14 protein-coding genes are annotated in these 14541 nt (G+C 70.8%); 6 read left to right on the top strand and 8 right to left on the bottom strand.

Annotated elements, in window-relative coordinates; translation table 11 throughout:
- Positions 1-4 precede the first annotated feature (4 nt).
- Together VFZ92_RS33230 and VFZ92_RS33235 are read right to left on the bottom strand one after the other, a co-directional pair.
- Entirely contained in the window at positions 5-355 is a 351-nt protein-coding gene (locus tag VFZ92_RS33230; RefSeq protein ID WP_330880290.1) for a hypothetical protein, read from the bottom strand.
- A gap of 194 nt (positions 356-549) precedes the next feature.
- A complete protein-coding gene (locus VFZ92_RS33235; protein WP_330880292.1) occupies positions 550-1041 on the bottom strand; it encodes a hypothetical protein in 492 nt (163 codons plus the stop codon).
- A 157-nt stretch (positions 1042-1198) separates the two neighbouring features.
- On the opposite strand from VFZ92_RS33235, the gene VFZ92_RS33240 reads away from it, so the two are divergent.
- From VFZ92_RS33240 to VFZ92_RS33260, 5 genes are all read left to right on the top strand, one after another.
- On the top strand, positions 1199-3106 hold the full coding sequence (locus VFZ92_RS33240; protein ID WP_330880294.1) for a tetratricopeptide repeat protein: 1908 nt from the start codon (positions 1199-1201) through the stop codon (positions 3104-3106).
- 175 nt (positions 3107-3281) lie between these two features.
- On the top strand, positions 3282-4835 hold the full coding sequence (locus tag VFZ92_RS33245) for an NCS1 family nucleobase:cation symporter-1 (protein WP_330880296.1): 1554 nt from the start codon (positions 3282-3284) through the stop codon (positions 4833-4835).
- Complete coding sequence (locus VFZ92_RS33250) at positions 4832-5674, top strand: nitrilase-related carbon-nitrogen hydrolase (protein ID WP_330880298.1); 843 nt, start codon at positions 4832-4834, stop codon at positions 5672-5674. Before VFZ92_RS33245 ends, VFZ92_RS33250 begins: the two co-directional genes overlap by 4 nt.
- Positions 5671-7056 carry a dihydropyrimidinase gene (gene hydA, locus VFZ92_RS33255; protein ID WP_330880301.1) on the top strand — a complete coding sequence of 462 codons (1386 nt, stop codon included), beginning with the start codon at positions 5671-5673 and terminating at the stop codon, positions 7054-7056. Before VFZ92_RS33250 ends, hydA begins: the two co-directional genes overlap by 4 nt.
- A gap of 13 nt (positions 7057-7069) precedes the next feature.
- The gene (locus tag VFZ92_RS33260) at positions 7070-8062 is read left to right on the top strand and encodes a TIGR03842 family LLM class F420-dependent oxidoreductase (protein ID WP_330880303.1); all 993 of its coding nucleotides are present in this window, start codon (positions 7070-7072) and stop codon (positions 8060-8062) included.
- A 51-nt stretch (positions 8063-8113) separates the two neighbouring features.
- Here VFZ92_RS33260 and VFZ92_RS33265 read toward each other — a convergent pair whose 3' ends face one another.
- The 6 genes from VFZ92_RS33265 to VFZ92_RS33290 all read right to left on the bottom strand — a co-directional run bounded on the left by VFZ92_RS33265 (position 8114) and on the right by VFZ92_RS33290 (position 13251).
- Complete coding sequence (locus VFZ92_RS33265) at positions 8114-8473, bottom strand: helix-turn-helix transcriptional regulator (protein ID WP_330880305.1); 360 nt, start codon at positions 8471-8473, stop codon at positions 8114-8116.
- 221 nt (positions 8474-8694) lie between these two features.
- The gene (locus tag VFZ92_RS33270) at positions 8695-9693 is read right to left on the bottom strand and encodes an NUDIX hydrolase (protein WP_330880307.1); all 999 of its coding nucleotides are present in this window, start codon (positions 9691-9693) and stop codon (positions 8695-8697) included.
- Positions 9690-10823 carry a glycosyltransferase family 4 protein gene (locus VFZ92_RS33275; RefSeq protein ID WP_330880308.1) on the bottom strand — a complete coding sequence of 378 codons (1134 nt, stop codon included), beginning with the start codon at positions 10821-10823 and terminating at the stop codon, positions 9690-9692. The genes VFZ92_RS33270 and VFZ92_RS33275 overlap by 4 nt, the downstream gene beginning before the upstream one ends.
- Positions 10820-11746 carry a phosphatidylinositol mannoside acyltransferase gene (locus VFZ92_RS33280; protein ID WP_330880310.1) on the bottom strand — a complete coding sequence of 309 codons (927 nt, stop codon included), beginning with the start codon at positions 11744-11746 and terminating at the stop codon, positions 10820-10822. Before VFZ92_RS33280 ends, VFZ92_RS33275 begins: the two co-directional genes overlap by 4 nt.
- Positions 11743-12351, bottom strand: a complete 609-nt coding sequence (gene pgsA / locus VFZ92_RS33285) for a phosphatidylinositol phosphate synthase (RefSeq protein WP_330880312.1) — start codon at positions 12349-12351, stop codon at positions 11743-11745. Before pgsA ends, VFZ92_RS33280 begins: the two co-directional genes overlap by 4 nt.
- A gap of 60 nt (positions 12352-12411) precedes the next feature.
- The gene (locus tag VFZ92_RS33290) at positions 12412-13251 is read right to left on the bottom strand and encodes a helix-turn-helix transcriptional regulator (protein WP_330880314.1); all 840 of its coding nucleotides are present in this window, start codon (positions 13249-13251) and stop codon (positions 12412-12414) included.
- A gap of 174 nt (positions 13252-13425) precedes the next feature.
- On the opposite strand from VFZ92_RS33290, the gene VFZ92_RS33295 reads away from it, so the two are divergent.
- The gene (locus VFZ92_RS33295; RefSeq protein ID WP_330880316.1) at positions 13426-13980 is read left to right on the top strand and encodes a YceI family protein; all 555 of its coding nucleotides are present in this window, start codon (positions 13426-13428) and stop codon (positions 13978-13980) included.
- Positions 13981-14541: the final 561 nt, after the last annotated feature.

Genomic DNA, 14541 nt, shown 5'->3' on the forward strand with positions numbered 1-14541 from the left:
TCCGTCAGGTGCGGTCCACGCGCGTCGGCGAGCAGACGTCCTGGAACTCGGTGTCCACGCACACCTGGTAGGTGATGCGCAGTCCGGTCGGGGTGTCGAGGTACCAGCGCGCGACCGAGCCCGGCCCGCCGCGGTTGTACCCGACGACCGGCGAGCTGCCCTGCACCTGCCACCGCGCGTAGACGGCGTGGCCGTCGTCGGCGGTGTCGTACAGGGTGAAGACGTGGGTCGGCGTGTCGAACGTCAGCCGTGCGCCCGGAACCACGACCTCCCCGCTGGCGGAGGCGACCCCGGACAGGCCGAGCACCGCGGCGGACGCGACGACGAGCACGGTGGTGATCCGGCGTACTGGCATGAGTTCCCCCTCGGTTCTCCCCGTCCCGCAACGGTAGCAACGCGGGGGACGCGCCCGCCGGGAATTCGGGAGGATCCGCGGATGTGCCGGGTGAGGGGGAATACCCCGCCGCCACAACGGAACGCCGACCGTCCACACGCGACAAGCCCATGACGCAGGTGCCACTGCGCCATGGGCTTGCGGGGGTGCGAGGTCTAGCCCAGACCGGGCAGCGACACCGGGAGGTTGCCGAGCTGCGGGAGCTGGACGGGCAGTTCATCGGTGCTCGGGAGCGTGTCGGTGCTCGGGAGCTGGTTCAGCGGGAGCTGGTTGAGCTGGACCTGGTCCGCGAGCGGCAGGGAGGAGGCCGCCGGGAGGGCGCGCGCCTCGGACCCGCCGAGCACGGCCGGGCTCTGGGGAGCGGGCAGCGCGTGCGAGGGGTCCGGGGCCTGGGGAGCGGGCTGCTGGAGCACGGTGGAGTTCCGCACGTCGGTGGGCGCGGGCAGCCCGACGGACCTGCCGCTCGCGATCTTGCCTGCCTGGTCCGTGACGGCGCTGGTCAGCTCGGGTCCCTGTCCGATCGCGCCCCCCAGACCGTCGAGCGACGGCGCGGGGGCGGCTGCGGCCACTCCTGCGAGCAGCGGCGAGGCGCCGACGGCGAGCAGGGCGGCGGCACGGAGGGAACCACGCGGGCGGGTACGAAACACAGTGTTCCTAACCTTGAGGGGACCTGAAGTGGTCTTCTCAGACATCGGCACGAACGACGTCGATCTACATCCACACGATGGGGTGATGCCCGCCGGGGCCCGGTTCCCCGCGCGGGAACCCTGGTGCGCCGAACCCGGCCGCGGGTAGAACTGTCCGATGGGCAACAAGGTCACCGGTGAGGTCAACGGCCAGGTCGTGCAGGCCGAGAGGGTCGGCACGGTGGTCCTGCACCAGGCCCCGGACCGGCCGACCGCCCTCAACGGGCTGCCCCCGGTCTCCGGCGCCTTCGCGGGCCGATTACCGGACCTGGAGGAGCTCGCCGCGGGCACCGGCCTGACCCTGGTCCACGGCCTCGGCGGCGTCGGCAAGACCGAGCTGCTGCTGCGGTACGGCCACCTGACCCGCTTCCCCGGCGGGAAGCTCTACCTCGACCTGCACGGCTACGACCCCGAGCACCACGTGGCCCCGTCGGAGGCGCTCTCCTCGCTGCTGTGGATGCTCGGCGTCGAGAGCCCGCCGGGCGAGGCGGAGCGGGCGGCCCTGTTCCGCACCGAGATGGCCCGCCGCGACCGCACGCTCCTGCTGTTGGACAACGCGTCGTCCACGGCCCAGGTCCGGCCGCTCCTGGTCGACGGCCACCGGGTGGTGGTCTCCAGCCGCAACACCCTCACCAGCCTCTCTGCCGACCAGCTCGAACTGGGCGTGCTGAGCCTGGCCGAGGCGGTCGAGCTGGTCGACGACGAGGAGATCGCCGAGCGGTGCGGGCGGCTGCCGCTGGCGCTGCGGATCATGGCCGCGCTGATCGAGTCCGACCCGGACAACGACTGGGCGGCGGAACTGCGCGAGGCGCGCCTGGACGTGCTGGACGACGGCGACGACCGGGCCGTGCGCGCGGCCTTCCGCCTGTCCTACGACGCGCTCGCCCCCGACCGGCGGCGGCTGTTCCGCCTGCTCGCCCTGCACCCCGGCGACATCGACGTCGCGAGCACGGCCGCGCTCGCGGACGTGCCGCCCACCAGGGCCCGCAGGCTGCTCGCGGACCTGCGGGCGGCGCACCTGCTGGAGCGGGACAACCGGTTCCACGACCTCGTCCGGCTCTACGCCCTCAGCTGCCTGGAGGACGAGGGGGTGCCCAACCCCGACGGCGTGGCGGCGCTGGGGCGGCTGGCCGCGTACTACCCGCGCACCGCCGCCGAGCACGCCGAGCACATCCAGAACCACCTCTGCGACCGGACGTCGCTCGCGTGGATGGACCTCAACCACGAGACCGTCCTGGCGATGGCGGTCCAGGAGCACCGGCGGGGCGGGAACGTGGTCCCCTTCGCCAACGCGATGTACCGCTACTTCTCCCTCCGCAAGCGCCTGGCCCCGTGGCTGCGGTTGCAGACCCTGGCCGTCGAGTCCGCCCGCGCGTCGGGCGACCGCGGGGTGCTGGCGAAGGAGCTGAGGCGGCTCGGCACGGTGCACCGGCACGCGCGGCGGTTCGACGAGGCCGTCGCACTGGGTCGGGAATCGCTCCGCCTGCACGAGGAGGCGGGCGACCGGATCGGCATCGGCTCCACGCTGGTCACGCTGTCCGCGACCTACCGGCTCATGGGCCGCCCGGACGAGGCGCTCGCCTGCTGCGAGCGGTCGCTGCGGATCAGGGAGGAGATCGGCGACCGGTACGGCCTGGGCATCACCCTCACCAACCTCGGCGCCACCCACCTGGTGCTGGGGAACCCGGACGAGGCCATCGCCCACTACCGGGAGGCCCTGGAGCTCCAGCGGCGGCTCGGGTACGAGGGCAGCGAGGCGATCACCCTGCACGACCTCGGCAAGGCCCACCACGCCAGGGGCGAGCCGGGCCCGGCCGTCGAGCACTTCCTCGCGGCCCTGCGGATCCACCGGCACCGCGACGACCGGTTCCAGGCGGGCGTCACGCTCAGGGACCTGGGCACCGTCCACCGCGAACTGGGCCGCCGCGCCGAGGCCGACGAGGCGTACCGCCAAGCGCTGGTCGCGTTCGAGGAGGTGGACGACCGGTACGACGCGCACGTGGTCCGGGAGCTGCTCAGCCGGTGACCGCCCGCGCCCCGAGCACCGGGGCCGGGTCGACGTGCAACCGACGGAGTGTTCACTGATCATGGCAAACGTGGACACTTCGACACTGCCCCCGGCGCACCCGCCATCCCAGGATTCCGGGATGGAACGCGCACACCGACCACGCTGTTTCACCAGCGTAACAGGGATGTGACCGATGGCCGTCGAGCCCTCAGAGCCCACCTCAGCAAGCCACATCACATCGACGAGGCAGATCAGCCACCCGGATGGGCGAGTCGAGCTGCGCGACTTCTCCGGGATCTCGGAGAGCCGGTACTTCAACCCCGAACTGGCCCCGGTGCCGCTGGAGCAGCGGACCTGGACGACGTACAACTTCTTCGCGCTGTGGATGGGGATGGCGCACAACATCCCCAGCTACACGCTCGCGGCGTCGCTGATCGCGCTGGGCATGGACTGGGTCCAGGCGTTCATGACCATCACGCTCGGCAACCTGATCGTGCTGGTCCCGATGCTGCTGAACAGCCACGCGGGCACGAAGTACGGCATCCCGTTCCCGGTGTTCGCCCGCGCGTTCTACGGGGTGCGCGGGGCCAACCTGGTGGCGCTGCTGAGGGCGTTCATCGCGTGCGCCTGGTTCGGCATCCAGACGTGGGTCGGCGGCCTGGCGCTGCACGTGATCGTGGGCAAGCTGGTCGGCGGCTGGTGGCTGGCCGCGCCGGAGGTGCTGGGGCAGAAGTGGACGCTGTGGCTGTGCTTCCTGGGCTTCTGGGTCGTGCAGATGCTGATCATCTGGCGCGGCATGGAGGCGATCCGCAAGTTCGAGAACTGGACGGCGCCGCTGGTGTCGGTCGGCTTCCTGGTCCTGCTGGCGTACGTGGCCGTGAAGGCGGGCGGCTTCGGCCCCATCCTGTCCGAACCGTCCAAGCTGGGCTGGGGCGCGGACTTCTGGAAGGTGTTCTTCCCGTCGCTGATGGGCATGATCGCGTTCTGGTCGACGCTGTCGCTCAACATGCCGGACTTCACCCGCTTCGGCGGTAGCCAGAAGAAGCAGGCGCTCGGCCAGGTGCTCGGCCTGCCGACGACGATGTCGTTCATCGCGATCGTGGCGATCCTGACGACGTCCGGCTCGATCGCCCTGTACGGCGAGGCCATCTGGGACCCGGCGACGCTCGCGAGCCGGTTCGACAACCCGCTGGTCGTGGTCGTCGCGCTGGTGGCGCTGGTGCTCGCGACGATCTCGGCGAACCTCGCGGCGAACGTCGTCAGCCCGTCCTACGACTTCTCCAACGCGTTCCCGAAGCGCATCACGTTCGCGGTCGGAGGGCTGATCACCGGCGTGATCGGCGTGGTGATCCAGCCGTGGCGGCTGATCTCCGACCCGAGCATCTACATCTTCGCGTGGCTGGGCTTCTACGGCGGCCTGCTGGCGTCGGTGGCGGGCGTGTTCATCGCCGGGTACTGGCTGCTCGGCGGGACCCGCATCGAACTCGACGCGCTCTACATGGACGGCAGGGGGGCCTACTGGTTCTCCGGGGGCTGGAACTACCGCGCGGTCGTCGCGACCGCCGTCGGCGGCGTCCTCGCGGTCGGCGGCGCCTACGGCGGCCCGTTCCCGGCCGACGGGCTGATCCCGTTCCTCAAGCCGCTCTACGACTACAACTGGGTGGTCGGCCTGGTCGGCGGACTCGTCACCTACCTGGCGCTGTCGCGGACAGCGGCCGACCGCAGCAACGAGGGAGTGATCAAGTGACGAACATCGTCCGAGCCGGCCTGATCCAGGCGAAGTGGACCGGCGACAAGGAGTCGATGATCGCGAACGCGGTCGCGGCCATCGCCACGGCGGCCTCGCGGGGCGCGCAGGTGGTCTGCCTCCAGGAACTGTTCTACGGCCCGTACTTCTGCCAGGTGCAGGACGCGGACTACTACTCCTACACCGAGCAGATCCCCGACGGTCCGACGACCCGGTTGATGTGCGAGGTCGCCGCGCAGCACGGCGTGGTGCTCGTGGTGCCCATGTACGAGGAGGAGCAGCCCGGCGTCTACTACAACACCGCCGCGGTGATCGACGCGGACGGCACGTACCTGGGCAAGCACCGCAAGAACCACATCCCGCAGGTCAAGGGGTTCTGGGAGAAGTTCTACTTCAAGCCGGGCAACCTCGGCTACCCGGTGTTCGACACCGCGGTCGGCCGGATCGGCGTCTACATCTGCTACGAGCGCCACTTCCCCGAGGGCTGGCGGGCGCTCGGCCTGGCGGGCGCGAAGATCGTGTTCAACCCGTCGGCGACCAGCCGCGGCCTGTCGGAGTACCTGTGGCGGCTGGAGCAGCCCGCCGCGGCCGTGGCGAACGAGTACTTCGTCGGCACGATCAACCGCGTCGGCGTGGAACCGCTGGGCGACAACGACTTCTACGGCCAGACGTACTTCGCCGACCCGCGCGGCCAGCTCGTCGGCGAGGCGGCGTCCGACACCGAGGAGGAGATCGTCGTCCGCGACCTGGACATGGACCTGCTGACGGAGGTCCGCGACCTGTGGGCGTTCTACCGCGACCGCAGGCCCGACACCTACGACTCGCTGGTGCGGCCGTGAGCACCCTGATCCGCGGTGGCACCGTCGTGAACGCGACGGGCGCGGTCGCCGCAGACGTGCTGGTGCGGGGCGAGAAGATCGCCGCCCTCGTGGCTCCCGGTTTCGAGGTCCAGGCCGACACCGTCATCGACGCGACCGGCAAGTACGTGATCCCCGGCGGGATCGACGGCCACACGCACATGGAGATGCCGTTCGGCGGCACGTCCAGCGCGGACACGTTCGAGACGGGGACGGTGGCCGCCGCGTGGGGCGGCACGACGACGATCATCGACTTCGCCGTGCAGGCCAAGGGGACCTCCCTCCTGTCCACACTGGACAAGTGGCACGCCAAGGCCGACGGCAACTGCGCCGTCGACTACGGGTTCCACATGATCGTCTCCGACGTCAACGACTCGTCGTTGAAGGAGATGGAGTCCTGCATCGACGCGGGCGTGAACACGTTCAAGATGTTCATGGCCTACCCCGGCGTCTTCTACGCCACGGACGGCGAGATCCTGCGCGCCATGCAGAAGGCCCGCGAGACCGGCGCCACGGTCATGATGCACGCGGAGAACGGCATCGCGATCGACCAGCTCGTCGCGCAAGCGCTCGCGAACGGCCGGACCGACCCCGTCCAGCACGGCCTCACCAGGCCGCCGGAGCTGGAGGGCGAGGCGACGTCGAGGGCCATCGCGCTGGCGAAGGTGACCGGTTCCCCGCTCTACATCGTCCACCTGTCGGCGTCGCACGCGCTGGACGCGGTGACGAAGGCTCGCGACACCGGCCAGAACGTCTTCGCCGAGACCTGCCCCCAGTACCTGTTCCTGTCGCTGGAGGACCTGGCGAAGCCGGACTTCGAGGGCGCGAAGTACGTGGCCTCTCCCCCGCTGCGCCCGAAGGAGCACCAGACCGAGCTGTGGCGCGGGCTGCGCACCAACGACCTGTCGCTGGTGTCGACCGACCACTGCCCGTTCTGCTTCAAGGACCAGAAGGAGTTGGGGCGCGGCGACTTCTCCAAGATCCCGAACGGGATGCCGGGCGTTGAGCACCGCATGGACCTGCTGCACCAGGGCGTCGTGCGCGGCGAGCTGTCCCTCGAACGCTGGGTCGAGATCAGCTCCACCACGCCCGCCAGGATGTTCGGCCTCTACCCCCGCAAGGGCGTCATCGCGCCGGGGGCGGACGCGGACGTCGTCGTGTACGACCCGTCGGCCGAGCAGACGCTGTCGGCGGCCACGCACCACATGAACGTGGACTACTCCGCCTACGAGGGCATGGAGCTGACCGGCAGGGTCGACACGGTGCTGTCGCGCGGCGCGGTCGTCGTGGACGGATCGGGCTTCCACGGCGGCGCGGGCCACGGCAAGTTCCTCGGCCGCGACCTCAACCAGTACCTGATCTAGGAGGGGTGGCGGCATGGACTTCGGTGTCGTACTGCAAACCGACCCGCCCGCGAGCGACGTCGTGGCGGGCATGAGATCCGCCGAGGACAACGGCTTCAGCTACGGCTGGACGTTCGACTCGGCCGTGCTCTGGCAGGAGCCGTTCGTCATCTACTCCCAGGTCCTGGCGAACACCACGAACCTCGTGGTGGGGCCGATGGTGACCAACCCGAGCACCAGGGACTGGTCGGTGACCGCGTCCCTGTTCGCCACCCTCAACGACATGTTCGGCAACCGCACGGTGTGCGGCATCGGCAGGGGCGACTCGGCGAGGAGGGTCATCGGCAGGCCCCCCGCGACCCTCGCCACCCTCGGCAGGGCCATGACGGTCATCAAGGAGCTGGCGGAGGGCCGGGAGGTCGAGCACCACGGCACCCCGGTCCGCATCCCGTGGGTGCGCGACGGGAAGCTGGAGATCTGGATGGCCGCCTACGGCCCGAAGGCGCTCAAGATGGTGGGCGAGCAGGCGGACGGCTTCATCCTCCAGACCGCCGACCCGGACATCGCCAGGTGGACCATCGGCTCGGTGCGCGACGCCGCCACGGCGGCGGGCCGCGACCCCGACGCCATCACCATGTGCGTGGCGGCGCCCGCCTACGTCGGCACGGACCTGGCCCACCAGCGGGACCAGCTCCGCTGGTTCGGCGGCATGGTCGGCAACCACGTCGCGGACCTGGTGGCGCGGTACGGCGACTCGGGCGTGGTGCCCGAGGCGTTGACCGACTACATCAAGGGCCGCGAGGGCTACGACTACAGCCACCACGGCAGGGCGGGCAACCGGTCGACGGACTTCGTCCCGGACGAGATCGTCGACCGGTTCTGCCTGACCGGCCCGGCGGAGGCCCACGTCGACCGGCTCCAGGAGCTCGCGGAGATCGGCGTGACCAACTTCGCCCTCTACCTCATGCACGACGAGAAGGACAAAACCCTGGCCGCGTACGGCAGCGAGGTCATCACCGCCGTGTAGCGGGGCGGCGTCCGGCCCCTCCCGCCACGGCGCGGGAGGGCCCGGACCGCGTCACCCGTCCACGACCCGCTGCCCGGCCAGCACCGCCACCATCGCCGCCCTGGTCGGCACGTCGAGCTTCGCGAAGATCCGCCGCAGGTGCGTCGACACCGTGTAGAGGCTGATCCCCAGCGCCGCCGCGATCATCTTGTTGGTGAACCCCAGCCCGACCATCCGCGCGACCTCGCGCTCCCGCGGGCTCAACACGGCCCCGTCCCCGCGGTCGGCGGGCGTCAACACGCACCGCACCCCCAACTCCTGCACGTCCAGCACCGGTGCCCCGCCCTCCAGCGGCCCCAGCTCGTGGACCCTCCGCACCAGCGCTCTCAGCAACGTGCGGACACGCTCGTCCTGCCCCACGACTTCCCCCACAACGCCTCCCCCGGCGTGATTCCCCGACCACCAGGAAAGCCGATCCAGTGGAGAAACGCGTCCCCAATACAGGTGACACCCGTTTGCCGCAGCGCACTCAGCCGAGTGCCCGGCGCGGCTCCACGAGGTACGGCCCGGCGTCGAAGCAGATCAGCGGGACCAACGCCGGGGCCGACCACGAGCAGCCCGAACAACCCGGTGGACCTCACCGGTCGGCACGGCTAGCGCACGGTCCGCAGCGACCCGTCCCACACCCCGCCGAGCACGTCCGGCAGCAGGTCGGCCAGCTGCACCGGGTACACGGCGTCCTCGGTCGCGCGCAGCTCGTCCGAGGACCACCAGCGGTGCCGCCGGATGGTCAGCCGCTCGACGTCGTCCCAGCCCGAGGTGTCGACCTCGAAGCCCTCCGGCACCGCGTCCGCGAGGAAGAACCACTCCTCGGCCGCGTAGCTCAGGCCGTCGAAGCTGAACACGGTGTGCCGCTTCCACACCGGCCCGACCAGGTCGGCCTCGGCGAGCTTCAGGCCGGTCTCCTCGGCGACCTCGCGCACGGCCGCCGCGCGCAGGTCCTCACCGGGATCGACGCCGCCGCCGACGGTGAACCAGAACGACTCCTGCGGCCTCGCCGGGTCGTTGCCCTCGAACAGCAGCACCCGTCCCGAGCCGTCCACGAGCAGCACGCGCGCCGACGTGCGGGGCGTGAGGACGGTCGACTCGGCGGCTTCGAGTGGTTCGGCGATCTCGAAGTACTCCGGCCGCGGCGCGGTGCCCGCGAGCTTGAGCCACCGGACGGCCCGCCTCCCGCGCAGCGACAGCGTGTCGCGCACGGCGTCGTTGTGCACCCGCCGCGCCAGCACGACCCGCTGCTCGGCGTCGGCCAGCTCCGCCGCCAGCACGGGGGGCAGGGCGGCGCGGTCCAGGTCGGCGAGCAGTCCGCTCAGCTCGTTCTCCGCGGCCTCCCGCTCGGCGCGCGGCGCGCGTTCCGCCCGGTCGGCCACGTTGCGCAGCATCGTCGCCTCGTCCGCGTCGAGCACGGCCGTGACGACGGTCCTGGTCACGACGGCGCGGCGGGCCAGTGCCGCGTCCAGGCCCGCCCAGGCGGCGTCCGTGCGCACGTGCAGCCGGTCGAGCCGGTTCGCCGTGCCGAGCACCCAGGGTCCGATGAGGACGACCAGCGCGAGGACGACCAGCAGCGTCGTCACGAACCACGAACTGGTCACTCCTCGGCCTCCCCGACGCGGCGCGGGTCGGCGGCCATGGCGCTCTCGTACACGCGCAGCACCTGGTTCGCGACGACGGACCAGTCGAAGGTCATCACCCGCTGCCGGGCGACCTCGACGAAGTCGGCGCGACGCCCCGCGTCGGCGAGCAGGTCCCGCAGCCCGTCGGCCAGCGCCGCGGAGTCCTCGACCGGCGTCAGCACCCCGGCCTTGCCGTCGTCCAGCACCCGCCGGAACGCGTCCAGGTCGCTGGCGGCGACCGCCGCGCCCGCGGACATCGCCTCGGTCAGGATGATGCCGAAGCTCTCGCCGCCGGTGTTCGGCGCGCAGTACACGTCGACGCTGCGCAGCGCGCGCGCCTTGGTCTCGTCGTCGACCTGCCCGAGCAGCACGATCCGCCGGGCCAGCTCGGGTCCGGCGTCCTTGAGCAGCTCCTCGTCGTCACCCCGCCCGACCACCAGGAGCTGGAGGTCCGGCAGTTCGGCGGCGAGCACGCGGAACGCCTCCAGCAGCACCTGCATCCCCTTGCGGGGCTCGGTGAAGCGGCCGACGAACCCGATCGTGCCGCCCTCGCGCGGGTAGCCCTCCAGCGGCTCCGCGTCGGCGAAGAACCCGACGTCCACGCCGTTGGGGATCTCGACCGCGTCACCCCCGAGGTGCTCGACCTGCACCCGCCTGGCCAGCGCGGACACCGCGATCCGGGCGGTGATCTTCTCCACGAACGGCTGGAGCACGACCTGGAACGCGGCCAGGATCTTCGAGCGCGGCGTGGAGGTGTGGAACGTGGCCACGATCGGGCCGTCCGCCACCATCAGCGCGAGGAACGACAGGCTCGGCGCGGTCGGCTCGTGCAGGTGCAGCACGTCGAAGTCGTTGTCGGTGATCCACCGCCGGACCCGCGAGTACGACACGGGGCCGAAGGAGAGCCGGGCCACGGAACCGTTGTAGGGGATGCCGACGGCGCGGCCCGCGGACGTGACGAAGTCCGGCAGCGCCGTGTCCTCGTCGGCGGGCGCCAGCACGTTCACCTCGTGGCCGAGGCCGATCAGCGCGCGGGCCAGGTCGACGACGTGCGCCTGCACCCCTCCGGGGACGTCGAGGGAGTACGGGCAGACGATGCCGACCTTCACGGCGACCCCCGCCTGCGGGCGAGGGCGCGCTGCCTGCTCTCCGGCAGGTCGGACAGCCAGAGCTTCTGGAGCATGTGCCAGTCGGCGGGGTGCGCGGCGATGTCGGCGGCGAAGACGTCGGCGAGCGCCTGCGTGGCCACCGGGACCTGCGCGGTGCCCGCGACCCGGATCGGCGGGTGGATGCGGAACACCCAGCCGTCCTCGGTGAACCACAGGCCCACCGGCAGCAGCGCCGCTCCGGTCGTCGCGGCCAGGTGCGCCGGACCGGCGGGCATCATCGTCTGCTCGCCGAAGAACGTCACCGGGACTCCGGTGGCGGTGAGGTCGCGGTCGGCCAGCAGGCAGACGACCTTGTTCTCGCGCAACCGTTCCGCCAGCACCTTGGCGGGCGCGCGGTCGCCGCCGGTCAGCGGCAGCACCTCGAAGCCGAGGGTTTCGCGGAAGTCGATGAACCGCCGGTACAGCGATTCGGGCTTGAGGCGCTCGGCGACCGTGGCGAACGTGCCGGAGTGGCCGACCAGCCAGACGCCAGCCATGTCCCAGTTGCCGCTGTGCGGGAGCGCGATGACCGCGCCCGACCCCTGCTCCAGCGCGGCGTCCAGGTACTCCTGGCCGCTGACGAGCGAGTCGCACGTGGCGTAGACGGCCTTGAGGTCCATCGACGGCAGCCGGAACGCCTCGCGCCAGTAGCGGGCGTAGGACCGCAGCGACTGGCGGACCAGCTCGTCGAGCTCCTTCTCCCCCGCCTGCGGCACGACGCGGGACAGGTTCGCGCGCAGCTGCCGGACCCCGGGCCCGCCGCGCGCGGCGGCCCGGTCCGCCGCGAAGTCGAACGCGCGGCGCACCCACTGCTCGGGCAGCACCCGGACGAGCTTCCAGCCCGCCGAGTACCCGAGCACGGCCAGTCTCTCCCCGATGCTCATCCGACGACCTCCGTGGCGGCGCGGTGCGCCGCGAGCAGGCGCTGCACGACCGTCGCGGCGGTCAGCACCGCGCACAGCCACAGCGCCACGTCCAGGATGTACGGCACCCCGAGCCCGGACAGGCCCGAGCCGACCAGCACGACGATCAGCCGCTCCGCCCGTTCGGCGAGGCCGCCGTCCGCGTTGAGCCCGGACGCCTCGGCGCGCGCCTTCACGTACGACACGACCTGGGCGGCGACCAGCGAGACCAGCGCCGCGACGGCCAGCCACCGGTTGCCGACGCCGAACGCGTACCAGGCCAGCGCCGCGAACAGGGCGCCGTCGGCGATGCGGTCGCAGCTCGCGTCCAGCACGGCGCCGAAGGGCGTGCCGCTGCCCTGCGCCCTGGCCATGGCCCCGTCGAGCAGGTCGAACAGCACGAACGCGGTGACCGCGAGCGCGCCGACGAAGAGCTGGCCGCGTGGGAAGAACCAGAGCGTGGCGGCGACCGTGCCGATGGTGCCCAGCACGGTGACGGAGTTCGGTGTGAGCCCGCGTCGGACCAGCCACGCCCCGATGGGATCGGTGACGCGCGAGACCGAAGCTCGGGCGAAGATGTTCAGCATGAGGCTGGGACTGCACCTACCGGCGGGGACGATGTGTCCACGGCAGAGTAACCGCCCAGCTCAGCCGAGCTGCCGGTGGTCCCTGGAGATTCGGGCGAGCAGCGCTTCGAGCTGATCGCCACGGGCCGCCAGGCGCTCCAGCCTGGTGAACAGCGCCACGTACTCGCGCACGTCGTGCGGGTCGGTGATGGTGGCGTTCCCGGTCAGCACGCTGATCGTCACCACCCGCTCGTCGTAGACCTGGAACCCGTGCAGCGCAACGAGGTTCGCGTCCGCGGACCACGGCACAACACCCAGCTGGACGTTGGGTCGGCGCATGGTCTGGGAGAGGTGGTCGATCTGGTCGCACATCAGGTCGGCGGACCCCATGCGCCACCGCAGCGCGCTCTCGCTCAGCAGGAAGATGAACTTCTTGTTCGGGTCGTCCAGCCGGGCGCGTCGGGCTCTCAGCGTCGTCACGGCGGAGTCCTGCTCGCGGCCCGGCGTGGCCGCCAGCACCACGCGGAGGTAGTTCTCGCTCTGGAGCAGGGACGGAACGCCCGCGAGCTGGAAGAAGCGGCTGGTGGTGGCGCGGGCCTCGATGCGGGCCACCGTCTGCTGGTGGCGGTGCGCCCCCCGGTGCAGGACCACCCGTCTGGTCTCGGCTTCGGCGTGGAGCTGGCGGGCCAGTTCGACGAGCTCTAATCGGGTCTCCCTCGTGGCGGACAACTCCGCCACCAGGCGTTCGACGTCGATCACCGACGGCAGCAACATGCCGTTCTCGATCTTCGAGAGCTTCGACTGGCTCATACCGGTCGCCTGCGCCGTGGCCGTACCGGTCATCCGGGCCTCGGTCCGCAGCCTGCGTAACTCGCGCGACAGTCGATCTCGCGCGAGCCTAGAGCGCTCGGGTGCGGTCATGGATCGCACCGTATCGAGCGGCGTGGAGCTTGACGATCAGCCAACCGGGTCTCCGATAGATCACCCGATTTCGGAGAGTGATCCATGACACAGCGGGGAATCACTTTAAACGTCAAGCGTTGTAGTTCAATGTTCAACCAGAGCCACTACGACCCCCTCACGGAGGACAACGCAATGACCACCGCCATCCAGATCCCCGGCTACGTCGCCGGCACCTGGACCATCGACGCCACCCACTCGGCCGTCTCGTTCAGCGTCCGGCACCTGATGGTCAGCAAGGTCCGCGGCAGCTTCCGCACGTTCGAGGGCACCCTGGTCACCGCGGAGAACCCCGCCGACTCCTCCGTGACCGCGACGATCGACCTGACGTCGATCGACACCAACAACGCGGACCGCGACAACCACATCCGCTCCGCGGACTTCTTCGAGGTCGAGAAGTACCCGACCATGACCTACCGCTCCACCGGCCTGCGCGCCGACGGCGACGACTTCATCCTCGACGGTGAACTCGACCTGCACGGCGTCGTGAAGAGCGTCCCGCTCAAGCTGGAGCTGAACGGCTTCGGCCCGGACCCGTACGGCGGCACCCGCGTCGGCTTCTCCGCCACCGCGGAGATCTCCCGCAACGACTTCGGCATCGACATCCACATGCCGCTCGACGGCGGCGGCGTGGTCATCGGCGACAAGATCGCCATCTCCCTGGAGATCGAGGCCGTTCTCCAGGCCTGATTCCCAGACATCGACAAAGGACCCCGCTGGTGGCGGGGTCCTTTTCGTTTTCTTGATCCGCCGGACGGGTGAAGACGGTCACTCGATCGGAAGACCCGGCTCAGCCAATAGATACGGAACCGGACAGAGCAGACTGGAGACGGAGACGGAGACGGAGACGGGAGCGAAACCGGACTCGGGCTGGGGCTGGGGCTCGGACTGGGACTTGAACAGATCGGGACCTGCCTGACCTGGCTGATCAGGATGTGTGCCGATTGACCGACAAACCGGAGGTCGGTGCCCTAGACCGTGGCCGATTTCACTCGGGGGATTTGCCCCTTACCCTGGTGGATCGGGCAGGCCACCGCCCCTGCCCGCAAGCCCGATCAAGGGGCAAATCCAGGGGCCCTCGAGTCAAATCGGCCACCCCGCTGGGACCAGCAGCCACCCGATCCGACGAGACCGACAGCCACCCGATCCGGATAGGACCAGCAGCTACCCCAATCCGACGAGGACCAGCAGCCACCCCGATCCGACGAGGACCAGCAGCCACCCCGATCCGACGGAACCGGCAGCCACCCG

It is taken from the genome of Umezawaea sp. (assembly GCF_036375055.1).
Classification (GTDB): Bacteria; Actinomycetota; Actinomycetes; order Mycobacteriales; family Pseudonocardiaceae; genus Umezawaea.